At 71.3% G+C, this 21,519-nt stretch carries 26 protein-coding genes; 18 read left to right on the top strand and 8 right to left on the bottom strand.

The annotated features are described in order from the left end of the window. Positions 1 to 87: 87 nt before the first annotated feature. The 16 genes from ACGFK0_RS01770 (at position 88) to ACGFK0_RS01845 (ending at position 13,417) form a co-directional block, all read left to right on the top strand. Positions 88 to 1,470 (top strand): Rieske 2Fe-2S domain-containing protein, encoded by a 1,383-nt coding sequence (locus ACGFK0_RS01770; protein WP_392898573.1) that lies wholly within the window; start codon positions 88 to 90, stop codon positions 1,468 to 1,470. Continuing rightward, on the top strand, positions 1,467 to 2,054 hold the full coding sequence (locus ACGFK0_RS01775; RefSeq protein WP_392898576.1) for a 3-phenylpropionate/cinnamic acid dioxygenase subunit beta: 588 nt from the start codon (positions 1,467 to 1,469) through the stop codon (positions 2,052 to 2,054). Before ACGFK0_RS01770 ends, ACGFK0_RS01775 begins: the two co-directional genes overlap by 4 nt. Continuing rightward, positions 2,051 to 2,377: a hypothetical protein gene (locus ACGFK0_RS01780; RefSeq protein ID WP_392898578.1), complete on the top strand. Its 327-nt coding sequence runs from the start codon at positions 2,051 to 2,053 to the stop codon at positions 2,375 to 2,377. The genes ACGFK0_RS01775 and ACGFK0_RS01780 overlap by 4 nt, the downstream gene beginning before the upstream one ends. Further along, on the top strand, positions 2,374 to 3,159 hold the full coding sequence (locus tag ACGFK0_RS01785) for an SDR family oxidoreductase (protein WP_392898581.1): 786 nt from the start codon (positions 2,374 to 2,376) through the stop codon (positions 3,157 to 3,159). The genes ACGFK0_RS01780 and ACGFK0_RS01785 overlap by 4 nt, the downstream gene beginning before the upstream one ends. Before the next feature lie 27 nt (positions 3,160 to 3,186). Next, on the top strand, positions 3,187 to 3,384 hold the full coding sequence (locus ACGFK0_RS01790) for a ferredoxin (protein ID WP_392898583.1): 198 nt from the start codon (positions 3,187 to 3,189) through the stop codon (positions 3,382 to 3,384). Beyond that, positions 3,381 to 4,568 (top strand): NAD(P)/FAD-dependent oxidoreductase, encoded by a 1,188-nt coding sequence (locus ACGFK0_RS01795; protein ID WP_392898585.1) that lies wholly within the window; start codon positions 3,381 to 3,383, stop codon positions 4,566 to 4,568. The genes ACGFK0_RS01790 and ACGFK0_RS01795 overlap by 4 nt, the downstream gene beginning before the upstream one ends. Next, complete coding sequence (locus ACGFK0_RS01800; RefSeq protein ID WP_392898588.1) at positions 4,565 to 5,371, top strand: class II aldolase/adducin family protein; 807 nt, start codon at positions 4,565 to 4,567, stop codon at positions 5,369 to 5,371. Before ACGFK0_RS01795 ends, ACGFK0_RS01800 begins: the two co-directional genes overlap by 4 nt. A gap of 32 nt (positions 5,372 to 5,403) precedes the next feature. Next, a complete protein-coding gene (locus ACGFK0_RS01805) occupies positions 5,404 to 5,781 on the top strand; it encodes a nuclear transport factor 2 family protein (RefSeq protein ID WP_392898591.1) in 378 nt (125 codons plus the stop codon). Between the two features lie 169 nt (positions 5,782 to 5,950). Next, complete coding sequence (locus tag ACGFK0_RS01810) at positions 5,951 to 7,207, top strand: ABC transporter substrate-binding protein (protein WP_392898594.1); 1,257 nt, start codon at positions 5,951 to 5,953, stop codon at positions 7,205 to 7,207. A 78-nt stretch (positions 7,208 to 7,285) separates the two neighbouring features. Further along, positions 7,286 to 8,167: a branched-chain amino acid ABC transporter permease gene (locus tag ACGFK0_RS01815; protein ID WP_392898597.1), complete on the top strand. Its 882-nt coding sequence runs from the start codon at positions 7,286 to 7,288 to the stop codon at positions 8,165 to 8,167. Between the two features lie 3 nt (positions 8,168 to 8,170). After that, positions 8,171 to 9,301, top strand: coding sequence for a branched-chain amino acid ABC transporter permease (locus tag ACGFK0_RS01820; RefSeq protein ID WP_392898599.1), 1,131 nt, complete (start codon positions 8,171 to 8,173; stop codon positions 9,299 to 9,301). Further along, the gene (locus ACGFK0_RS01825) at positions 9,298 to 10,092 is read left to right on the top strand and encodes an ABC transporter ATP-binding protein (protein ID WP_392898602.1); all 795 of its coding nucleotides are present in this window, start codon (positions 9,298 to 9,300) and stop codon (positions 10,090 to 10,092) included. The genes ACGFK0_RS01820 and ACGFK0_RS01825 overlap by 4 nt, the downstream gene beginning before the upstream one ends. Next, the gene (locus ACGFK0_RS01830) at positions 10,089 to 10,859 is read left to right on the top strand and encodes an ABC transporter ATP-binding protein (protein ID WP_392898604.1); all 771 of its coding nucleotides are present in this window, start codon (positions 10,089 to 10,091) and stop codon (positions 10,857 to 10,859) included. Before ACGFK0_RS01825 ends, ACGFK0_RS01830 begins: the two co-directional genes overlap by 4 nt. Further along, positions 10,856 to 11,434, top strand: coding sequence for an NADPH-dependent FMN reductase (locus ACGFK0_RS01835; protein WP_392898607.1), 579 nt, complete (start codon positions 10,856 to 10,858; stop codon positions 11,432 to 11,434). Before ACGFK0_RS01830 ends, ACGFK0_RS01835 begins: the two co-directional genes overlap by 4 nt. Continuing rightward, positions 11,431 to 12,558: an alpha/beta hydrolase gene (locus ACGFK0_RS01840; protein WP_392898608.1), complete on the top strand. Its 1,128-nt coding sequence runs from the start codon at positions 11,431 to 11,433 to the stop codon at positions 12,556 to 12,558. Before ACGFK0_RS01835 ends, ACGFK0_RS01840 begins: the two co-directional genes overlap by 4 nt. Positions 12,559 to 12,637: 79 nt before the next feature. Further along, on the top strand, positions 12,638 to 13,417 hold the full coding sequence (locus ACGFK0_RS01845) for an IclR family transcriptional regulator (protein ID WP_392898611.1): 780 nt from the start codon (positions 12,638 to 12,640) through the stop codon (positions 13,415 to 13,417). Between the two features lie 32 nt (positions 13,418 to 13,449). Here ACGFK0_RS01845 and ACGFK0_RS01850 read toward each other — a convergent pair whose 3' ends face one another. The 3 genes from ACGFK0_RS01850 to ACGFK0_RS01860 form a co-directional block, all read right to left on the bottom strand. Then, positions 13,450 to 13,827, bottom strand: coding sequence for a nuclear transport factor 2 family protein (locus ACGFK0_RS01850; RefSeq protein ID WP_392898613.1), 378 nt, complete (start codon positions 13,825 to 13,827; stop codon positions 13,450 to 13,452). Next, complete coding sequence (locus ACGFK0_RS01855; protein ID WP_392898615.1) at positions 13,824 to 14,390, bottom strand: VOC family protein; 567 nt, start codon at positions 14,388 to 14,390, stop codon at positions 13,824 to 13,826. Before ACGFK0_RS01855 ends, ACGFK0_RS01850 begins: the two co-directional genes overlap by 4 nt. Positions 14,391 to 14,518: 128 nt before the next feature. After that, the gene (locus tag ACGFK0_RS01860) at positions 14,519 to 15,244 is read right to left on the bottom strand and encodes a GntR family transcriptional regulator (RefSeq protein ID WP_392898618.1); all 726 of its coding nucleotides are present in this window, start codon (positions 15,242 to 15,244) and stop codon (positions 14,519 to 14,521) included. Positions 15,245 to 15,434: 190 nt separating this feature from the next. Between ACGFK0_RS01860 and ACGFK0_RS01865 the strand changes: the two genes are divergently transcribed. Then, a complete protein-coding gene (locus ACGFK0_RS01865; RefSeq protein ID WP_392898620.1) occupies positions 15,435 to 16,610 on the top strand; it encodes an enolase C-terminal domain-like protein in 1,176 nt (391 codons plus the stop codon). Next, a complete protein-coding gene (locus ACGFK0_RS01870; RefSeq protein WP_392898623.1) occupies positions 16,610 to 17,530 on the top strand; it encodes a ketopantoate reductase family protein in 921 nt (306 codons plus the stop codon). The genes ACGFK0_RS01865 and ACGFK0_RS01870 overlap by 1 nt, the downstream gene beginning before the upstream one ends. Before the next feature lie 55 nt (positions 17,531 to 17,585). Here ACGFK0_RS01870 and ACGFK0_RS01875 read toward each other — a convergent pair whose 3' ends face one another. From ACGFK0_RS01875 to ACGFK0_RS01895, 5 genes are all read right to left on the bottom strand, one after another. Then, complete coding sequence (locus tag ACGFK0_RS01875) at positions 17,586 to 17,948, bottom strand: hypothetical protein (protein ID WP_392898626.1); 363 nt, start codon at positions 17,946 to 17,948, stop codon at positions 17,586 to 17,588. A 77-nt stretch (positions 17,949 to 18,025) separates the two neighbouring features. Then, the gene (locus ACGFK0_RS01880) at positions 18,026 to 19,219 is read right to left on the bottom strand and encodes an ABC transporter permease (RefSeq protein ID WP_392898629.1); all 1,194 of its coding nucleotides are present in this window, start codon (positions 19,217 to 19,219) and stop codon (positions 18,026 to 18,028) included. Further along, on the bottom strand, positions 19,216 to 19,929 hold the full coding sequence (locus tag ACGFK0_RS01885) for an ABC transporter ATP-binding protein (protein ID WP_392898632.1): 714 nt from the start codon (positions 19,927 to 19,929) through the stop codon (positions 19,216 to 19,218). The genes ACGFK0_RS01880 and ACGFK0_RS01885 overlap by 4 nt, the downstream gene beginning before the upstream one ends. Next, complete coding sequence (locus ACGFK0_RS01890; protein WP_392898635.1) at positions 19,926 to 20,972, bottom strand: peptidoglycan-binding protein; 1,047 nt, start codon at positions 20,970 to 20,972, stop codon at positions 19,926 to 19,928. The genes ACGFK0_RS01885 and ACGFK0_RS01890 overlap by 4 nt, the downstream gene beginning before the upstream one ends. Further along, the gene (locus tag ACGFK0_RS01895; protein ID WP_392898638.1) at positions 20,969 to 21,481 is read right to left on the bottom strand and encodes a hypothetical protein; all 513 of its coding nucleotides are present in this window, start codon (positions 21,479 to 21,481) and stop codon (positions 20,969 to 20,971) included. The genes ACGFK0_RS01890 and ACGFK0_RS01895 overlap by 4 nt, the downstream gene beginning before the upstream one ends. Between the last annotated feature and the right edge of the window lie 38 nt (positions 21,482 to 21,519).

The following is a 21,519-nucleotide window of genomic DNA, read 5'->3' on the forward strand; positions in this document are numbered from 1 at the left end:
GAGTTCTCTTGATATCAGAAACGTTCTCCTTGACACGGGAAGACCCCGCGGCCAGAATACATTTCTGGCTTACAGAAAGAGGTCTCCGTGTCCGTCCCCCCCGACGTCGTCGGCCATGTGCGCAACGGGATGCTGCCGGCGCACATCTACAACGACTCCGAGATCTTCGCCGCCGAGCGGGACGCGATCTTCTCGCGGTCCTGGGTCTTCCTGGCGCACGAGTCGGAGATCCCCCAGGTCGGTGACTACGTGGTCCGCCGCGTCATGGAGAACTCGTTCATCGTCAGCCGCGCCAACGACGGCGCGGTGCACGCCATGTTCAACATGTGCCTGCACCGCGGCATGCAGGTGTGCCGCGCCGAGCAGGGCAACGCCTCGCACTTCCGCTGCCCCTACCACGGGTGGTCCTACCGCAACGACGGCCGCATCGTGGGCCTGCCCTTCCACCGGGAGGCGTACGGCGGCGAGGCCGGCTTCAACAAGCGCGGGCAGCGGCTCCTCCCCGCACCGGCGATGGACACCGTCAACGGCCTGATCTTCGTCTCCCTGGATCCCCAGGCGCCTCCGCTGCGCGAGTTCCTCGGCGACTTCGCGTTCTACCTCGACTACTACACCCGGCAGAGCCCGAGCGGGGTCGAGGTGCTCGGGCCCCAGCGGTGGCGGATCAAGGCCAACTGGAAGATCGGCGCGGAGAACTTCGCCGGGGACATGTACCACACCCCCCAGACCCACGCGAGCGTCGTGGAGATCGGACTCTTCCGCGAGCCGAAGGCCGAGAAGCGCAAGGACGGCGCGACCTACTGGGCCACGAGCGGCGGGGGGACCACCTACAAACTGCCTCCGGGGACGCTTGAGGAGCGCCTCCGCTACGTCGGCTACCCCGACGAGATGATCGACCGGATGAAGCGGTCGTGGTCGGCGCGGCAGCTCGACCTGATCGGCCGCGACGGTTTCATGGTCTCCGCGGCGTCGCTCTTCCCGAACCTCAGCCTCGTCCACAACTGGCCCAGGGTGGCCGACTCCGACGACGTGCTCCCCTTTGTGTCCCTGCGCCAGTGGCAGCCGATCAGCAAGGACGAGACCGAGGTGCTCTCCTGGTTCGTCGTCGACAAGGAGGCCCCGGAGGAGTTCAAGGCACTGTCCTACAAGGCCTACCTGATGTGCTTCGGCAGCAGCGGGATGTTCGAGCAGGACGACGTGGAGAACTGGGTCTCACTGACCGCCACCGCCGCCGGCACCATGGCGCAGCGGCTTCTCCTCAACGGCCGCATGGGCCTGCTGCCCGACGGTTCGACGATCGCCCCGGCCCTGGGCGTCGACGAGTGGTCGGGCCCGGGCGAGTCCCGGGTCGGGTACGGCGAGTACAACCAGCGCCACCTGATGAACCGCTGGGCCGACCTCATCGAGGCGGGGCCCGTCGAGGCGGCCGACGTCACGGTCGGCGTTCCGGGGCGGGAGGACGCCCGATGACCGCGCACATCCCCATCGACTCCGCCGACAGCCCCCTCGGCGCCCGGGCGACCCCGGCCGTCCCGGTGGGCGGTCCGCTCCCGTTCTCCGATCCCGTGCATCTGGCCGCCCACCAGTGGCTGGTCGACGAGGCCTACCTGCTGGACCGGCGGGAACTCGACAAGTGGCTCGCCCGGATGACCGAGGACGTCCACTACTTCATGCCGATCCGGGTCACGACCTCCCTGGGCAGCGGCTACGACACCGCCCGGCGCATGGCGCACTTCGACGAGGACCTCTACTCCCTGGAACGCCGGGTCGCCCGGCTGCGCACCGAGCACGCGTGGACCGAGGACCCGCCGTCACGGCTGCGCCACCACCTGTCCAACGTGCGCACCTTCGCCACCGACGTGCCCGGCGAGATCCTCGTGGAGTCGGCGGTGCTGCTCTTCCGCAGCCGCGGCGACGTCAACGAGCCGTCCCTGCTCTCTGCGGGGCGCAGCGACGTACTGCGGAGCGTCGACGGCGCCTGGCGGCTCGCCCGCCGCCACATCGCGGTCGACGAGTCGGTGCTCCGCACCCAGAATCTGGCGGTCTTCCTGTGAGCCTGCACTGGGAGGGCGAACTCCGGGACCAGGACCGCGCCCAGGCGGCCGCGGACGAGTTGGCGGCCCTGCGGGCGGGGCAGGTCGGCGAGCCCCTGATCCTGGGCAACGAGTTCTCCGAGATCCGGGTGAGCCTCGTCCGGACCCGCAACGGCGTGCGCCTGCTGGTCGAGGCGGCCAAGTCCGGGCAGTGGGTCACCCTGGACCCGCTGGAGCTCGAGGCCCTCACCTGGCAGGGGCCCGCGACGTTCTCCGCGATGGTCGGCCGTCCGTTCTCCTCCCTGTTCCCCGAGCAGGACGACGCGGGGGAGCCGGCCTCATGAGCGCCCCCGTGCTCGACGGCCGGCGAGCGCTGGTCGTCGGCGCCGGGTCGGGCATCGGCCGTGCGGTGGTGGAACGGTTCATCGCCGAGGGCGCGGCGGTGGTGGCCGTGGAGCGCGACGAAGCCAAGTGCGATGACCTGCGCGGCGCGGTCCCCGGCATCGAGGTCGTCCACGGCGACGCCTGCGAGGCGTCGGTCAACCACGACGCGGTGAGCCGGTGCCGGGAACTGCACGCCGGGCTGGACGTGCTGGTCCACTGCGTCGGCATCTTCGACTTCTACCGTCCCCTCGACGCCGTCGCCGAGGACGCCTTCGACGACGCGTTCGACGAGATGTTCTCGGTCAACGTGCGAGCGGCCATGCACGGCGTCCGCGCCGCGCTGCCGGAGCTGCGACGCAGCCGCGGGAACATCGTCCTGACGGAATCGACCTCCGCCTACCAGCCGGGCCGGGGCGGCGCGCTCTACGTCTCCACCAAGTTCGCGATCCGCGGACTGCGCATCGCGCTGGCCCACGACCTCGCCCCCGATGTCCGCGTCAACAGCGTCGCCCCCGGCGGCACCGTCGGCACCCGGCTGACCGGCGCGCGATCCCTGGGGCTGGACCAGCAGCGTCTCGACGGCCCCGGTCGCGCCGCAGGCATCGCCGCCCGGGTCCCTCTGCAGGTGGCGCTCTCCGGCGAGGACCACGCCTGGAGCTACCTGTTCCTGGCGTCACCGATGTCCCGAGGGATGACGGGCACCGTCCTCCACAGCGACGGCGGCGCCGGCGTCAAAGGCTGACAGCGACACGAGAACGGGGAGTGCCGAGTGCACATCGTGAAGGCGAACACCGAGGCCTGCCAAGGCTATGCCAGCTGCGTCATCGCGGCTGACGACTACTTCGACATCGACGACGGCGGCCTCGTCGTGCTGCTGGCCTCCGAGGTGCCCGAGGCCGACCGCGAGCGCGTCGACCGCGCGGCCCGCAGCTGCCCCGCCGCGGCTCTCCGGCTCGAGGGAGCATGACCGGCGACCTGGTGATCGTCGGCGCCTCGGTGGCGGGAGTCACCCTGGCCCGGACCCTGCGCTCCCGCGGCTTCACCGGCCGCGTCCGGCTGGTCGACCGGGACGCGGAGGAGCCCTACGACAAGCCGCCGCTGTCCAAAGGCCGGCTGGAGGAGCCCGTCCGGCTCCTCACCCGTCCGGAGGCGGAACGGCTCGGGCTCGAACTGCTGCTCGGCGTCGAGGCGACCGGCCTGGACACCGGGGCCCGCCGCCTCGCCCTGTCCGACGGAAGGCGGCTCCACTACGGCGCGCTGGTGATCGCCACCGGGGTGCGGCCGAGGTCGCCGGCCTGGACCGGATCCGGTGTCCACGTGCTGCGGACGCTGGCCGATGCGCGTGCACTGAATGCCGCCCTCGCCCGTGGCGGTGACCTCGTCGTGGTCGGCGCCGGCTTCATCGGGGCGGAGGTCGCCAGTACCGCGATCTCCCAGGGGTGCCGGGTCACGCTGGTGGATCCGCTGCCCAACCCTCCTGCCCGGGTCGTCGGCCGGCGCGTGGGCGACCGGATCCTCACCTGGCACGACCGGGCAGGCGTGAACCTGAGGTTGGGCAGGGTCGTCGAGGCTCTGGACCATCTCGCCGACGGGATCGGGGTCCGGCTCGACGACGGGGAGGTGCTCCGCGCCGATCACGTGCTGGCGGGCATCGGAGCAGAGGCCGACGTGGAATGGCTGGCCGGGTCGGGCCTGCACCTGGAGGACGGCATCGCCTGTGACCGGCACGGCCGCGCCCTGGGGGCCGACCACGTCTTCGCCGCCGGCGACATCGCCGGGTGGGCGACCGCGGACGGAGGTTCCGGCCGGCGGATAGAGCACTGGAACTCCGCCCAGGAGCAGGCCAGGTGCCTCGCGGCGACCCTGCTCGACCCCGAGCGCCCGCAGGCCCCCGGCGACGTACCCATGGTGTGGAGCGATCAGCACGGCCGCACCATCCAGATTCTCGGTGCCGTGGACCCCGCCGTCGAGCCCCGGCTGGTGGAGGACGCGGACCGGCTGCTCGCCCTGTGGGACGCCGACGGACGCGTGATCGGCGCGGTCTCCCTGGCGTGGCCGCGCGGCTCCCTGGCCGCCCGCCGGGCCATCGCGGGCGGCGCCCCGGTGACCGCGGTCCTCGACGCCCTGGCTCCCCTGGAGGCCGCCCGATGACGGCGGACGTCCACGACGGCGACCTCTGGGAACTGCGGGACCGGCTGGCGGCGGGATGCCGGGTGCTGGCGGCCCGCGAACTCGCTCCGGGGTTCCTCGGCCACATCAGCCTCCGCCTCGACGACGAGCGGATCCTGGTGCGGTGCCGCGGCCCCCGGGAGTCGGGCCTGGCCCACACCACTGCGCAGGACGTGCGGGTGGTGACCCTCGACGGCGAACCCGGCCTGCCCGGCGAGCTGGACGGCTGGACCGTCCCGCACGAACTCCCGCTGCACACCCGGATCCTGCGCCGGCGTCCCGACGTCCGGTGTGTCGTGCACGCGCACCCCCGGCGCACGGTCGCCGCCGATCTGGCCGGCCTGGTCCTGGAGCCGCTCGTGGGGGCCTACGACATTCCGGGCTCCGCACTGCTGGAGAGCGGCGTCCCCGTGTATCCGCGCTCGGTGCTGGTGTCCAGCGACGCGCTGGGGGACGAGGTGGCCGGGCACCTCGGCGGCCATGCCGCGGCGCTGCTCCGCGGGCACGGTGTGGTGGTCACCGGCGGCTCGGTCCCCGAGGCGGTGCTCCGCACCGTCTCCATCGACGAGATCGCCCACCTCTGCCTGCTCGTCGCCTCCGCCGGGGGACGCCCCCGTCCCATCGACGCGGCCGACCGCGCCGAGCTCCCCGACCTCGGGGAGAGCCTCAACCTGGACGTCGCCTGGCGCCACGAACTCTCCCGGCTGCCCGAGCCTCCCCACCGTCCTCCAGCCCCCGCCCACCGCCATTCACCGGACGAGCCCGGCTCGGCCGGGCATTCCTGATCCGACCGACCGGTTCCACGAGGAGCGTCCCGTTGTCCGACCACATCACCGCCATCACCCAGCTCTACGCGCGCTACAGCTTCGCCATCGACGCCGGGGATCTGGAGTCCTTCCGCGACTGCTTCACCGCCGACGGCCGCATGGAGATCACCGGCGGACCCGTCTTCGCCGGCGCCGAGGGACTGGCCAAGGTGATCGCCGGCCGTACGGCGGAGTCGCCGCGCCACGAGAACAGCAACGTCCTCGTGGACCTCGTCGACGACGCGCGCGCCACGGGCCGGGCCTACTTCGTGCTCCGGGGAACCGACGGCCGACCGGCCGGTGCGGGAGATTACGTCGACCGCCTGGTCCGCCTCGATGCGGGATGGCGTTTCGCCTCGCGACACATCACGTTCAGCTGGCGAGCCTGACGCGACCTCGCTCCAACGCTGTGACCCGCAACGATGCCGCGGCAACGCCCCGAATCGGGTTTTCTCCAACTTGCAGAGTCCCTCTCTTCTATTTCTGTTTAGTCTGGTCTAATCTTTGTGAGCCGTGTCACCGAAGCACGGGTCCCCCGACCGAGAGAGACACAACCCCATGCTCAAGAAGTCCATGACCGCGCTGGCGGTCGCCTCCCTGATGACCCTGGCCGCCTGCGGCAACGGCTCGGGCTCCGGCAAGGCCGACACAGGGGCCGACGGCGTCGCCATGGGCCCCGGGGTCACCGACGACGAGATCAGCGTGACCGTGATCAGCGACTTCTCCGGGCCCATCGCCCAGGGCGGCATCGCCGGCTCGCTCGGTGTCGAGGCCAAGATCGACCAGGTCAACCGGGCGGAGGGCGGCATCTGCGGACGCAAGGTCGTGGTCGACAAGCGCGACACCAAGTACGACCCGCAGATCACCACCCAGCAGTACCGCGCCGCGGCGCCCAAGAACCTGATGGTGGCCCAGTTCGTGGGCACCGCCGGCCTGAACGCCGTCCAGGCCAACATCAAGCGGGACGACATGCCGACGCTCTCGGCGTCCATCAACACCCAGACCCTCGATCTCCCCAACGTCTACGTCGCCATGCCGCCCTTCGAGGTCGAGCTCATCAACGGCCTGGTCTGGGCCGCCGAGAAGGCCGGCGCCTCGTCCGCCAAGACGGTCAACGTCGGTTTCGTGACGTCGGCCGACGAGACCGGCAAGATCTACCTCGACGCCCTCAACCACGCGGCGAAGGCCACCGAGGGCGTGAAGGTCGTCGCCCAGCCGACCTACACCAACGCCGACACCGACTTCACGGCCCAGATCAACGACCTCAAGAACGCCGGGGCCGAGATCGTCATGCTGGGCGTCACCCCCGCCCAGACCGCCGGCATCATCGGCCAGTCGGCCCAGTTCGGCTACAAGCCGACCTTCGTGTCCAGCTCGGGCGCCTGGGCCTCCAGCCTCGGCAAGCCCCTGGACGGCCTGCTGGGCAACTACTTCATCTCCGGCGGCTACGGCACCCTCAATGACGACAACGCGGGCATCCAGGCACTGACCAAGGCGCGCGACGCCTACGCGCCCAACGCGAAGCCGGACAACTTCCAGGTCGGCGGCTGGATCAACGGGACCGTGGTCGTGGAGGCGCTGCGCAAGGCGTGCAAGGCCAAGGACCTCACCCGCGAGGGCGTGAAGAAGGCGATGGTCGACCTCAAGGTCCCCTTCGACGGCATCCTTCCGGCGATCGACCTCGGTGACGGCGACTCGATCGTGAGCTACCAGTCCCGCATCAACAAGATCGGGAAGGACGGCGTCCAGGAGCCGGTCGCCGAGTTCTTCGAGTCCGGGGCCGCGAAGTCCTGGGACGCCTCCAGGGGCAACTGACGACGCGGGGCGTGTGCGGGCTCAAACGGGCCCCACACACCCCGCTCCATTCCCACCACCCCGACCCAGGATCTCCAGATGACCCTCTTCCTCCAGCTCGGCTTCCAGGGCGTCGCCCTGGGCCTGGTCTACGGGCTGATCGCGCTCGGGTTCGTGATCATGTTCAAGGGCTCCCACACCTTCAACTTCGCGCACGGCGGGTTCGTGGCCATCGGCGCCTACGTCGTCCTGACCCTGCTGCCCCGGATGCCCTACCTGTTCGCCTTCCTCGGAGCCGTGGCGATCACCGTCGGCCTCGCGCTGGTGGTCGAGCGGATGCTGATCCGCGGCCTGATCGGACGCTCGGTGACCGTCGTGGTGCTCGCCACCCTGGGCATCTCGACCATGCTGCACAACGCCATCCTGATGGTGTGGGGCGTCGGCAGGCACGACTCGGTGGGACCGGTCGGCTCCGGCACCACCACGGTGGGCTCGGTCGTGCTGCCCAACAGCGCCCTGGCCACCGTGGTCGTCTCCGTCGTCGTCCTGGCCGCCGTCGCGTTGTTCTTCCAGCGGACGCGGCACGGGCTGGCGCTGCGCGCGACCGCGAGCAGCCAGGAGGCGGCCCTGGCCCAGGGCATCGACGTAGGGCGGATGTTCGCGCTCTCCTGGGCCCTGGCGGCCTTCCTCGCGGTGACCGCGGCGATCTTTCTCGCCTCGTTCCCCCGCGTGGTCTCCCCCAGCATCGGCGACCTCGCACTGATCGCGATCCCGGCGATCGTCATCGGAGGCATGGACTCACTGATCGGAGCCGTGGTCGGTGGCCTGGTCGTGGGGCTCACCCAGGTCCTGGGCTCCAACTACCTCAGCGACATCGGCGGCGGCCGCCTGCACGACGTACTGCCCTATGTGCTCATGCTCCTGGTCCTCCTGGTCCGGCCGTACGGCCTGTTCGGCAGCCGCAGCATCGAAAGGGTCTGAGCCTTGTCAGTCCTGACCAGCCCCCCGGGCGCCCCCGGCGCCGCGGCTTCCCGGCCGCGCCCGCGCCGCCTCCTCACCCGCGGGCGGACCGGCGTCGGCCTGTGGGTCGCCGCCATGCTCGTGCTGCCGCTGGTGCTCCGCTCCGAACTGTGGCTCGGCATCGGCATCTTCACCCTGATCGTCGGCGTCGGCGCCCTCGGCATGCAGGTGATCACCGGGCTCGCCGGCCAGATCTCGCTGGGCCACGCCTTCTTCATGGGCATCGGCGCGTACAGCTCGGCCTGGCTCGGCGCCGACAAGGGCCTGCCCTGGTGGCTCTGGTTGCCGGCGGCCGGCCTCGTGGCCGCCGTGGCCGGCGCCCTGGTCGCGCCCGTCGCCGTCCGCATCCGCGGCCTCTACCTGGCCGTCGCCACCCTCGCCCTGGTCTTCATCGGCCTCTACGTGTGGGAGACGTGGACGGGCCTCAGCGGTGGCGTGAACGGGCGTCCGGCGGCACCGGTCCTCTTCGGCGACCAGGACCTCAGCCTGGGCGTCATGGCCGGGGACCAGATGATCCTGGACGCCTTCCAGGCATGGTGGTACTTCGCACTGGCGATCCTGCTGGTGGTCATGCTCCTGACCCACAACCTCAAGCGTTCGCGGCTCGGCCGCGCCTTCATGGCCGTGCGGGACAAGGACGTGGCGGCCGCGGTGGTGGGCGTCCCGGTGACCCGGACCAAGACGATCGCCTTCGTCATCTCCTCCTTCTTCGCCGGCATCTCCGGGGCGCTGCTGGTGTCCTACATGGGCTACTTCACCCCCAGCCAGTGGCACCTGATGCTCTCGGTCGACTTCATCGCCATGATCGTGATCGGCGGTATGGGCACGGTCTCCGGGGCCTTGCTGGGTGCTCTCTTCGTGCGCGCGATCCCCGAGGTCGTGAACCAGACCTCGGGCTTCCTGCCCTTCGTCCGCAAGGGCATGAGCACCGACGGCGGCATCACGGCACCGCTCCTGTCCGGGTTCCTCTACGGGTTGGTGATCGTGTTGATCCTGCTCTTCGAGCCCAACGGGATCCGGGCGCTCGCGCTCCGGGCCTGGCGGCGCCTGCCCGGACCGCTGGGCGGCCCACGCGAAAGGCGGAAGACGTCATGAGCCGCAAGGCCCCGAAAGCGTCCGACGGTGCGCCCGCCCTGCAGGCGACGGACGTCAGCGCCGGCTACGGCGCCGCCGGAGACGCCGTGACCGAGCTGACCCTGCGGGTCCCCCAGGGGCAGGTCGTCAGCCTGCTCGGCCCCAACGGGGCGGGCAAGAGCACCACGATGCGGGCGGTCTCGGGCCTGCTCGGGCTGCACCGCGGACGCCTCACCGGCGGGCGGGTGGAGCTCTTCGGCAAGGACATGACCGGGTCCCGCCCGTCGCAGCGCGTCCGCGCCGGGCTCGCGCAGTGCCTGGAGGGCAGAATGGTCTTCCCCGGCCTCAGCGTCGCCGAGAACCTCGCCAGCGGGGGGCACACGCGCCGCTACCGCCGTGCCGCGCTCACCGAGGCCCGCGACGAAGTCCTGACGCTGCTGCCGCCCCTGCGCGGCCTGCTGGACCGCAAGGCGGGCTACCTGTCCGGTGGCGAGCAGCAGATGCTGGCGATCGCGCGGGCCCTGATGTCACGGCCGAAGCTGCTGCTCATGGACGAACCGAGCCTGGGCCTCGCACCCCGGATCGTCGAACAGGTCCGGGACATCATCGTGTCCATCAACGAGCGGGGCACCTCGATCCTGCTCGTCGAGCAGAACGCGCGCATGGCCCTGTCGATCTCCGGCTACGCCTATCTCCTCGAAGGCGGACGGATCTGCGCGGAGGGCACCCCGGCAGAGCTGGAGCAGGACAACGACATCGCGGCGGCCTACCTCGGCGCCGCACCCGCCACCGCCCCGGGAGCCGACTCGTGAGCCCCGCACTCCTGGAGGTCGAGGACCTCACCCTGTCGTTCGCGGGAGTCCGCGCGCTGGACGGGGTCACCTTCACCATCGACGAGGGCGACCTCTTCGCCGTGATCGGCCCCAACGGCGCCGGCAAGTCCACGCTGTTCAACTGCATCTCCGGCATCTACCGCCCGGAGTCGGGGAGCATCCGGTTCGCCGGCAGGGAGATCCTGGGCACCGCCCCCCACCGGATCGCCGGCGCCGGGATCGCCCGCACGTTCCAGAACGTCGACGTCTTCCCGGCCATGACGGTGCAGGAATGCCTGCTCCTGGCCCGGCACCGGCATCTTCGCTCCGGGCCGGTGGCCGGCATGATCCGATGGGGCCGCAGCGCGCGTGAGGAGCGCGCGGCGCTTCGGCACGTCACCGAGGTGGCCGACCGCCTCGGGCTCGGCGGCCTGCTGCAGCACACGGTCGGCCCGCTGCCCCACGGCGTGCAGAAACGGGTCGAGCTCGCGCGCTCGCTGTGCATGGAGCCCCGGCTGCTGCTGCTCGACGAGCCGGTGGCGGGGATGAACCACAAGGAAACCGCCGAGATGGCGGCGACCCTGAGCGAGGTGAACTCCGACCTGGGCATCACCATGCTCCTGGTCGAACACGACATGTCGATGGTGATGGGCATCTCGAGCCGGGTCTGCGTGCTCGACTTCGGGCGCCGCATCGCCCTCGACGTCCCGGCCAACGTCGTCCGCGACGAGGCCGTCATCGACGCCTACCTGGGAGGAGCACTGTGAGCACGGCGGACATCACCGTCTACGGGATCGTCGGGAGCCTGCGCGAGCGCTCGTGGAACCGGCTGCTGCTGGAGTCCGCGGCGCGTCTGGCACCGGACGGGGTCACCGTCGCCATCAGCGACCTGGTGGGGCGGTTCCCGCTCTTCAACGAGGACCTGCTCGGCCAGGAGCCGTGGGCCGTCACCCGGATGCGCGAGGAGATCGCCGCCGCGGACGCGTTGATGATCGCCACGCCGGAGTACAACGGCGGGGTCCCGGGCGTCCTGAAGAACGCCCTCGACTGGATCTCCCTCCCCCTGGGCGCCTCCGTCCTCCAGGGCAAGCCGGTCGCCCTGATCGGCACCTCTCCCGGACGGCTGGGCACCGCCCGGTGCCAGTTCGAGCTGAGGAACATGTTCGTCTTCTCCCAGTCCCCGGTGATGCCGGGACCCGAGGTGGTCATGCCCTTCGCCCACGAGTGCTTCGACGAGGCCGGGCACCTCACCGACCCGGTGGCCACCGAGCGCCTCGGGATCCTCTTCGAGAAGCTCCGCAGCCATGTGGCCGCGAGCCGGATCGAGGTGGCGGCCCAATGATCACCCGTACCTTCGTCTCCCGCCCCTCCGCCGACGCCCCGCGGGCGGGCGCCGGCGGACATCCCTGCCAGGGCCTCTACCACGCGCCGGAGGGCGTCCGCCCGAGAGTGGCGCTGATCGCCACCCACTATCAGATCGACTTCGCCGAGCACTATCTCGCCGGTCTGATGGCCGAGCGCGGCATCGGCTTCCTGGGATGGAACACCCGGTTCCGCGGCTACGAGTGGAACTTCCGGCTCGACCAGGCACTGGTGGACATCGGCGTCGGCGTGCGCTGGCTGCGCGAGGAGGCCGGGGTCGACTCGGTCGTCCTGCTGGGCAACTCGGGGGGCGGCTCCCTGATGGCCGCCTACCAGGCCCAGGCCGTCGACCCGGCCCTGCGGCCCCCGATCGGCCACGGCCCCGTCCCGGGCGTGGACGAGCTGCCCGCCGCCGACGGCTACGTGTCCCTGGCGGCGCACCTGGGCCGTCCCGACGTCCTCACCGCCTGGATGGACGCCGCGGTGGTCGACGAGTTCGACCCCGTGGCCACCGACCCCTCCCTCGACCTGTTCAACCCGGAGAACGGTCCGCCGTACAGCGCGGAGTTCATCGAGCGCTACCGGCGGGCGCAGGTCGACCGCAATCATCGGATCACCGCGTGGGCCAAGGCCGAGCTGGCCCGGCTCACCGAGGCCGGCTACTACGACCGCCACTTCACCGTGCCCCGGACCTGGGCCGATCCGAGGATGGTCGACCCCGCTCTGGAGCCCACCGATCGGAAGCCGAACAGCTGCTACCGTGGTTCCGTCGAGGCCGCTAACCGAGGCGACCGAGGGATCGCCGGGGAGACGACGGTGCGCAACTGGCTCAACATGTGGAGCCTGAGCGAGTCGCCCTGCCGCGGTGAGGCCAACCTGACCAAGGTCACGGTCCCGTCACTGATCATCAATCCGACCGGGGACACCGGTGTCTTCCCCAGCGACGCCGACCGGATCGCCGATGCCCTGGCCGGCGAGGACAAGACCCGTCGCGACCACCTCGGTGACCACTACTTCCTGGAGCCCGAAGGCGCCCGCGACGCGGTCGCCGACACGATCGCCGACTGGCTCGCCACGCGCTTCGGGAGTGAGAGCACGCCATGACGGCGTTCGCGGCGATCCAGGGCGCTCGGGCCGCGAGATGGAAGGATCGATGAAAGCGTCCACGGATAAGGTCCGCTGGGTGGACAGCTCCTCCCCCGCTCAGCCTCGCAAGCCGCAGTATCCGATCGAGTCGGTCGACAACGCGCTGCGCATCCTGCTGCTGCTGGGCGAGCGGAAGAGCCTTCGCCTCACCGAGGTGAGCGAGTACCTCTCGGTGGCGTCGTCCACCGCGCACCGGGTGCTGGCGATGCTGCAGTACCGCGGGTTCGTCCGCCAGTCGGGCAGTTCGCGGGCCTATGAGCCGGGTCCCGCGCTCACCGAGATCGCCTTCTCGGTGCTGCGGCGGATCGACGTCCGCGAACAGGTCCGTCCGATGCTGGAGGACCTCGCCAAGCACTACGGCGAGACCGTCCACCTCGCGCGCCTCGACGGCTCGCTGGTGTCCTTCGTCGATGCCGTGGAGAGCAGCCGGGCCGTGCGGGTCGGGTCGCGCATGGGCAAGACCCTTCCGGCCCACGTCTCGGCCTCGGGCAAGGCGCTGCTGTCGCTGCTGCCCGACGAGGCCGTGGTCGCGCTCTATCCCCAGGAGGAACTGGAGCAGCTGACCCCCCAGTCACTGAGCACCCGGACCGCGCTTCTGGAGGATCTGAAGCGCATCCGGAAGCGGGGCTACGCCACCGGGCTGCAGGAGAGTGAGGACGGGGTCATCGCGGTGGCCGCACCGCTCGGCACCCATGCCGGCGCCCGGTACGCGGTGAGCATCTCGGCGCCCAGCCACCGCAGGCAGGATTTCACCGAGGTGTCCGTGGCGGAGGACCTGCTGCGCTTCGCCGAGGAGAGCCGCAGCTTCTTCTCCTGACCGGAGAGGCGGACCCGGGTCCGCCTCCCGGCTCAGGCCGCGAGGACGACGGCGAGCTGGCTGCGATCGAAGTACTCCTCGATCCGCCGGATCCTGCCGTCCTCGACGTACACGCGCAGGATCGCCGGGATCGCGGCCGACCGGCCGTTGCGCTCGACCTCGATCACGTGTTGGCGGAGGAAGCCGTCCTCCAGGGCGACGTGCCGGGGCTGGGCGTAGCCGAACCTGTCGTAGCGGCTGGAGATGCTTCCCAGCGTCGCGAGGTTCTCTTCCTTGGACTGGTCGACGTCGTCATAGTTGTGCCAGACGGTGACGTCGTCGTGGTAGAGGGCGGAGACCGCTTCGATGTCACCGGCTTCCACGAGCCGGAAGAACCTTTCGGCGTACTCCACCATCGGCTCCCCGCTCATGCGGAGGCGCTCTGGGTGGCAGGGATCCCCGCGGCGGTCATCGGCGCGAGGTTGACGTCGTCTTCGTTCAGCTCACGCGTCCAGGCGGCGAACTCCAGCAGGACCCCGTCCGGGTCGAAGAAGTACATCGAGCGGACGTAGACGCCCTCGTGGAACGTCTCCGCCACACCGCGCGGGCTGTCGTCGTGCTCGAGGACGGGACCGGTCTCGACGCCCTTGGCGTCCAGCTTGGCCTTGTACTCCTCGAACCTGTCGAGCGGGATCTTGAACGCGACGTGGTTCATCGAGGCGTGGGCCGTGGCGATGTCACCGAGACCGGGCAGCACTGCGGAGGAGGCGATGCCGGGGGCGCGCTTGGGCGCATCGGGGAACCAGAAGAAGGCCAGGAACTGGTCACCGCCCATGTCGAAGAAGAAGTGCTGCCCGCCGTTGGGCATGCTGATCGTCTTGCTCAGCTTCATGCCGAGGACGTTGGTGTAGAAGTCGACGGTGCGCTCCATGTCCTCGCAGACCAGCGCGAGGTGGCAGAGCCCCTGGAGCTCGAACTCGGAGTTGGCGCCCATGGTGATCCTCCCGTGAAGTGACCCGGCCCACGTTATAGGAAAGTGTTTCTGTCCACCAGACTTTTTCTTGAACGGTCTGGACAATTGGACTGAGGCGACACACCCGTCCCCGGTCTCCGCAGACTACGTCAGCCGCGGCCGCGCTCCAGGTCAACCGCATACTCGAACCGATCGGCGGGGTGCACCGAGACCGTGATCTCGAACGGGTCCCCGGCGCGATCCAGGTACCGCCGCATCATCTGCAGCACCGGCGAACCGGCGGTGGTGCGCAGCAGATCGACCATGGCGTCCGGCACCGTCGCCGCCCGCATCCGCTGCTCGATGGTGTGCACGGTGCGGCCGGTCGCCTGCTCGACCATGTCCGAGATCAACCGCTTGGGGTCCAGGACCTGGTCGCCCACGGCCTCGGCGATGCCGGGCTCGAGGTAGACGTCGGTGCAGCACAGCGGCCAGCCGTCATCGGCCGGATCGATGCGCAGCATCCGGATCTTGGTCCAGCGCTGCCCGGGCCGGCAGCCCAGGACCAGGGCGTCGACCTCGTCGACCACCACATCGGCGATCGACAGCACCTGGCGGTCCGTCTCCGCGGAGTACTGCATCAGGTCGCCCACCGAATGCACGGAACGGGCGAAGACCGAATGCGGCTTGAGGCGTTCGACGCGGGTGCCGCGCCGGGGCCGGCGGGAGACGAGCCCCAGATCCTCCACGATGTCGAGCGCGGCTCGGATCGTGCCCCGGCTGACGTCGAACTCCGCCGCCAGGTCCACTTCGGGCGCGAACTGCCCGCCGATCGGCCAGCGTCCCGACTGGATCTGCCGGACCAACTCCTCCGCGACTTCCTCATAACGCCTCATTGCCCTCTCCCGTCCTCGGGTCCACCGTCCGCAGGACCGAAAAACATTGTGACCTGTCGCACCAGGGCGAAGCCCCCGCAGAGCCGCCCGCGCCGGGCTCCTGCCGGCCACCGGGCAGACGGGACCCCGGGGGCAGGGGACGGTGATTAGACTAGACAATTCGAACGGTCTAGATCATAGTTTGAGGGCCATGCGCATCACCGACATCCGCGAGGTCGCGATCCCCCTCCGCGGGGACATCAACAACTCCGTGGTGAACTTCGCCGAGCACACCGTGTCCCTGGTGGCCGTCCGGACCGACGTCCGCCGCGACGGGGCCCCGCTCACCGGCATCGCCTTCAACTCGATCGGACGCCATGCCCAGGGCGGCATCCTACGGGAGCGGATGATCCCGCGGCTGCTGGCCGCCGACCCCGGCGCCCTCCTCGACCCGTCCACCGGGCTGCTCTCCCCCGCCCGCGTACTCGAACGCGCCATGCGGGACGAGAAGCCCGGCGGCCACGGCGACCGCGCCGCGGCGGCCGGCGCGGTCGAGCTCGCGGTGTGGGACCTGCTGGCCAAGCACCGCGACGAGCCGGCCCATGCCACCATCGCCCGGGCCTTCGGGCGCCGGCCCGCGACCACCGGTGTGCCGGTCTACGCCGCGGGGGGCTACTACCACCCCGCCGACTCCCTGGACCGGCTCCGCGACGAGCTCACCGGCTACGCCGACCAGGGCTACCGTACGGTCAAGATCAAGATTGGCGGCATGCCGCTACCCGAGGACGTCGCCCGGGTCGAGGCGGCCATCGACGTGATCGGCGGCGGGGACGGGGTGGCCGTCGACGCCAACGGACGCTTCGGCCGGGACCAGGCCCTGGCCTACGCCGCGGCTCTGGCCGGTCTCGGCCTGCGCTGGTACGAAGAGCCGGCCGACCCCCTGGACTACGCACTGCACAAGGAACTGACCGAGGCCTACCCGGACGCCGTCGCCACCGGCGAGAACCTCTTCTCCTACCAGGACGTGCGCAACCTGCTCACCTACGGCGGAGTGCGGCCCGACCGGGACGTCTTCCAGATGGACGCCGGCCTCAGCTACGGGCTGACCGAGTACGCTCGCATGCTCGAGGCCATGGAGTCGTGCGGCGTCGACCGGTCCCAGGCGTTCCCGCACGGCGGGCACCTGATCAACCTGCACATCGTGGCCGGTCTGGGGCTGGGCGGCTGCGAATCCTATCCGGGGGTCTTCGAGCCCTTCGGCGGTTACAGTCCGGACTGCCGGCTCTCCGGCGGGCTGGTCCACCCCGGCCAGGCGCCCGGGTTCGGCCTGGAGGCCAAGCCGGGCCTCGGTGACGAGATCGCCAAACTCCTCAAGGAGATGGGCTGATGAGGATCTGCGTCGTCGGCTGTGGAGCCATGGGCTCGGTATACGCCGCACGCCTGGGCCGCGCCGGCCACGAGGTGTCGGTGGTCGACGCGTGGCGGGCCCACGTCGAGGCCATCGCCCGCGACGGGCTGCACGTCCACGGACCGGACGGGGAGTTCCGCGCCGCGGTCGCGGCCCACGCCGCCGTGCCCGCCGAACCCGTCGACCTCGTGGTCCTCGCCGTCAAGGCCGCCGACGTGCCCGGGGCCGCAGCCGGACTCGCACCGCTGCTGGAACCGGGGACCACCGTGCTGACCATCCAGAACGGCCTCGGTTCGGCCGATGTCGTGGCCGGCGCGGTGGGCGCCGGACGCCTGGCCGTCGGTATCGCCAGCGGCTTCGGCGCCGGCCTGCGCGGGCCGGGCCGCGTGCACCACAACGCGATGCGGGCCCTGAGGTTCGGCGCCTACGGCTCCCTGCCCCCCGAACGGGTCGAGGAGGTCGCGGCGGCCTGGCGGACGGCCGGGTTCGACGCGGAGGCCGTGCACGACATCATCGCGATGCAGTGGGAGAAGCTCATCTGCAACGTGGCTTACAGCGCTCCGTGCGCCCTGACCGGGCTGACCGTGGGCGAGATCCGCGACCACCCCGAACTGGGCCGGACGAGCCGGGCCGCGGCGACCGAGGCCTGGGAGACCGCGCGGGCGCGCGGGGTGGCCATCGACGTGCCGGACCCCGTGGAACTCGTGCGCGAGTTCGCCGCCCGGATGCCCGGTGCCGAGCCGTCGGCGCTGCTGGACCATAAGGCCCGCCGGACCAGCGAGATCGATGTGATCAACGGGGCGGTCCCGCGGGAGGCGGCCAAGGTGGGCCGCACGGCACCGGTCAACCAGGCGCTGACCGCCCTCGCCCGCCATCGCGAGGCCGCCTGGCGGCGGTGACGTCGCCCCCGCCGGGCAGACGAGCGGCAGGGCGTCGTCCTCGTCCGGAAATCGCCTAGAGATCCGGCAGGGGGTCCTTGGGCAGGCTGTCGCGGTCGAAGATCTCGGCGTCGGCCGCGTTGACGACCGCGGCGTACTCGTCGTCCACCTCGAACACCGAGCCGGCGAACTCGAACGACGCGCCGACGCCGGTCTCCACCGGCCCGATCCGGGTGCCGCGCGGGTAGCTGCCCCAGACGGACTTCGGGGTGGTGCGGCTCATCACGCCGGTGGAGACCACCGCGATCTGGTCGTCGGTGACGACGAAGATGAAGCTCGCCCCACCGCCGTAGGCCATCGCGGGGAAGATGTAGCCGATCTCTCCGTCGATCCCGAGGAACTCGCGGCAGCGTTCGCGCAGCGGGCGTGGCACCGGCATGACTGTTGGGGCACCTCCCAGAAGGAACGTTGTCTGCCCTCACAATCATGCCCCGGTTCGTCACGGCGTGGCCAGAGTCAGGCGGTCGCGAGAGCCGTGGTCGGCGGCAGCCGCGCCGCGCGCATCGCCGGATACAGGCCCGCGACCGTCCCGATCGCCAGGGTCGCGGCGAGCGCGCCGCCGAGCGCCCAGGCGGGCACGACCGGCGGCCAGCCCTTCCACAGCGCGAACCCGGCGGTGACCGCCGCGCCGAGCACGACGCCGGCGGCACCGCCGAACGCCGACAGCAGCAGCGACTCGGCCAGGAACTGCACCCGCACCTGCCCCCGCGTCGCACCGAGCGACCGGCGCAATCCGATCTCACGGCGCCGCTCCAGGACCGAAATGACCATGGTGTTGGCGACGCCGACCCCGCCGACCAGCAGCGCGACGGCGCCGAGCCCGAGCAGCAGCCCGGTGAACGCCCCGTCCGCGGCGGCCTTCGCCTCCAGCGCGTCCGAGGGACGGCTGACCTCGACCTCCTCGGGACGCTCGGGGCTGACCGTCCGCGCGAGGACGTTCCGGACGTCGCCGACCGAGGCGTCGGCCGACCGCTCGTAGATCGTCGTCGGATGCCCGCCGAACCCGAGGTACTTCTCCGCGGCGTCCCAGCCGACGAGCGCCGACCGGTCGATCTCGGGCGCCAGCTCGGCGGGCCGCAGAACACCGAGGACGGTGAACCACCGCCCGCCGATCCACACCTGCCCGCCCGCCCGGTCCAGGCCGAGCCGCCCGGCCGCCTGGTCGCCGAGCACGACGCCCGGGTAGCGGCCGGTTGCCGCGTTCAGCCACCCGCCGCTCGCCGTCTCCACCTCCAGGGTGCCGAGCAGCCCGACGGTGGCAGCCTGCACCGCGATCCCGTGCGTGACCTCCTCGGGGATCCTGTCGGTGCGGCGGACGGTCGCGTCCACCGACCCGGTCGCCCCCACCGCCGTGACGGGCCCGATCCTGCCGACCATCTCCGGCGCCGCCTCGGGCAGCTCGGCCTTCGCACCGAACAACGTGTCACCGGGCCCGGCCGTCAAAAGGTTCGTCCCGAGATGATCGAGTCGCCGCAGCAGATCCTCCTTGCTGGACGACGAGATCCCGATGACCGCGACCATCGTCGCGATCCCGATCGCGATGCCCAGCGCGGACAGAACGACCCTCGCCGGACGCGCCCGCAGCCCGCCGAGACCGACACGCAGCACATCGCCCACGCCGAGCCGCGCGGGCACCAGCGCGGCCCTCACCGGCTTCCCGCCCCCGCCCGCTCATCGGCCACGACCAGGCCGTCGCGCATCCTCACCCGGCGCGGCGCCCTGCCCGCGACCTCCAGGTCATGCGTGATGATCGCGACGGTGGTGCCCGCGCGGTTCAGCTCGTCCAGCAGGGCCAGCACCTCGGCGCCCGCATTCGAGTCGAGGTTCCCGGTCGGCTCATCGGCCAGCAGCAGGTCCGGCTCCCCCACCACGGCCCGCGCGACCGCGGCCCGCTGCTGCTCACCCCCCGAGAGCTCATGGGGCCGGTGCCCGGCCCGCTTCCCGAGCCCGACCCGCTCCAGCGCGGCCCGCGCCCGCTCCCGCCGCTCGTCCAACCCCGCACCGCTGTAGAGGAGCCCGTCGGCGACGTTGTCGAGAGCACTCACCCCCGCGGCCAGATGGAACTGCTGGAACACGAACCCGATATGCCGCGCCCGGAGGGCCGACAACTCCCGGTCGCTCAGCCCCGACACCTCATGCCCGGCGACCTTCACACTCCCCGCGGTCGGACGGTCCAGCGTCCCGATCATGTGCAGAAGCGTCGACTTCCCGGACCCGGACGGCCCCACGATCGCCGCCATCTCCCCCGGCGCGATCATTAGATCGACACCCCGGAGCGCCGCCACACCGGTGTACTCCCTGGTCACCCCGGCCAGCTCAACGATGTCCGCGCCCCGTCCGCCGATTCCGAGCGTGTTCATTCGGCGGGCACCCCGACCTTCACACCTTCACGCAGCCCGGACCCGCCGACCTCGACGCGCCCGCCGCCGAACGCCCCGGCATCCACCGGGACGAGCCGCCGCCGCGTCCCGTCCACGACCTCGACACCGAAGCCGCCCTCACGCAGCGCCAGCAGCGCCTCCACCGGCACCGACAGGACGTCCTTCCTCCGCTCGCTCTCCAGCTCCACACTCACGGGCGCCTCGTCCAGCCGTCCCGTCCCGGCGTCGCCGAGGGAGATCTCGACGTCGACCGTGGTCTTCTTCTCCTGCCCCGACCCGCTGCTCTCCGCGACCTTCCCCACCTCGGTGATCTCCCCCTTGACGCTCCTGCCACCGGGCAGCTCCACGACGACCCCGGCGCCCTCCTCGGCGAGATCCTGCTTGTCGGCATCGAGATCCACGTGGACGATGCGCCGCGTCCCCGCCACCGTCAGAACCGGCTGCCCTCCGGCGATCCGCTTCCCCTCGGGCGCCGTGACCTCCCGCACGAGCACGGCCCCGCCCAGGAAGACGACCTGATCCGGGCCGACCGCCCCGGACTCCTCCAAACCCCGGTCGTCCTGCCACTTCTTCACAGCGGCCTCGGTCGCACCGGTGAACTCCGTGTCCACGGTCATGCCGCCGTACCCGAGCGCCCGCAGGTTCTGTTCGAGCTGCCGCACGTCCTTGCCCGAAGCCCCGTTCCCGAGCGTCCGGTACATGGGGCTACCGCCGTACATGAGCGTGACCGGCCTGCCGGCCACCCTCAGCAGCGTCCCGCCCCGCTTGACCGTCGCCCCCTGCTCCGGCGTCCACGTCACCACTCCCGACGCGCCCGTCCACACCTCACGGACGCCGTCATAGGTCAGCTTCCCGTCGACCGTCTCGGTATCGACGAGATCGCCCCGGCTCACCTCCGCCGTGGCCGGCCGCACCTCCTGCCCCGCCTCCGCCTCGTCGCCGTCCGCCGTCCAGGCCAGCGCACCTCCCCCGCCGGCCACCACCAGGCCGGCGACGCCGCCCACGACCACGAGCCGCCTCACTTCCCGAACCCCGGCAGGTCGAGCCTGCACTTCTCCCGGGCCTTCTCCAGCGCGCCCCGGTCGATGTCCCCCGACGGAAGCCTGAGCTCCCCGTCCGGCCCCGGATCCGGGATGTCGACCCCGTGCTCGCGCATGCACTGCGCGAACTCGACGTACTGATCACGCACCTTCGGATCCTTCAGGTCGGGCATCCTCCCGCCCGCCTGAAGCCACGACCGGCACTTCTCCAGCGCCGCCTCCAGCTTCTTACGCTCGGTCCCCTCCCCCAGCCGCTTCGCCGCCGCGTCCCCGCTGCCCGGGTCGGGGACGTCCACCCCGTTCTCCCGCATGCACTGCGCGAACTTCAGCTCCGCGTCCTCCGCCGAAAGCGACGCACTGGGCGACGCCGAGACCGCGGCCCCCGTCCCTCCGGCACTGGCCACCCCACTCCCGCCACCGTCGTCCCCGCATCCGGCAAGCCCGAACAAGACCGGCACCACGACCACCGCGGCCCAAACCCGAAACCCCATGACGTCCTCCCCGCCGAGGACACCCGGCCCCGGCGAGA

The sequence above is a fragment of the Spirillospora sp. NPDC048823 genome (genome assembly GCF_043198445.1).
In the GTDB taxonomy this organism is placed as follows: Bacteria; Actinomycetota; Actinomycetes; order Streptosporangiales; family Streptosporangiaceae; genus Spirillospora.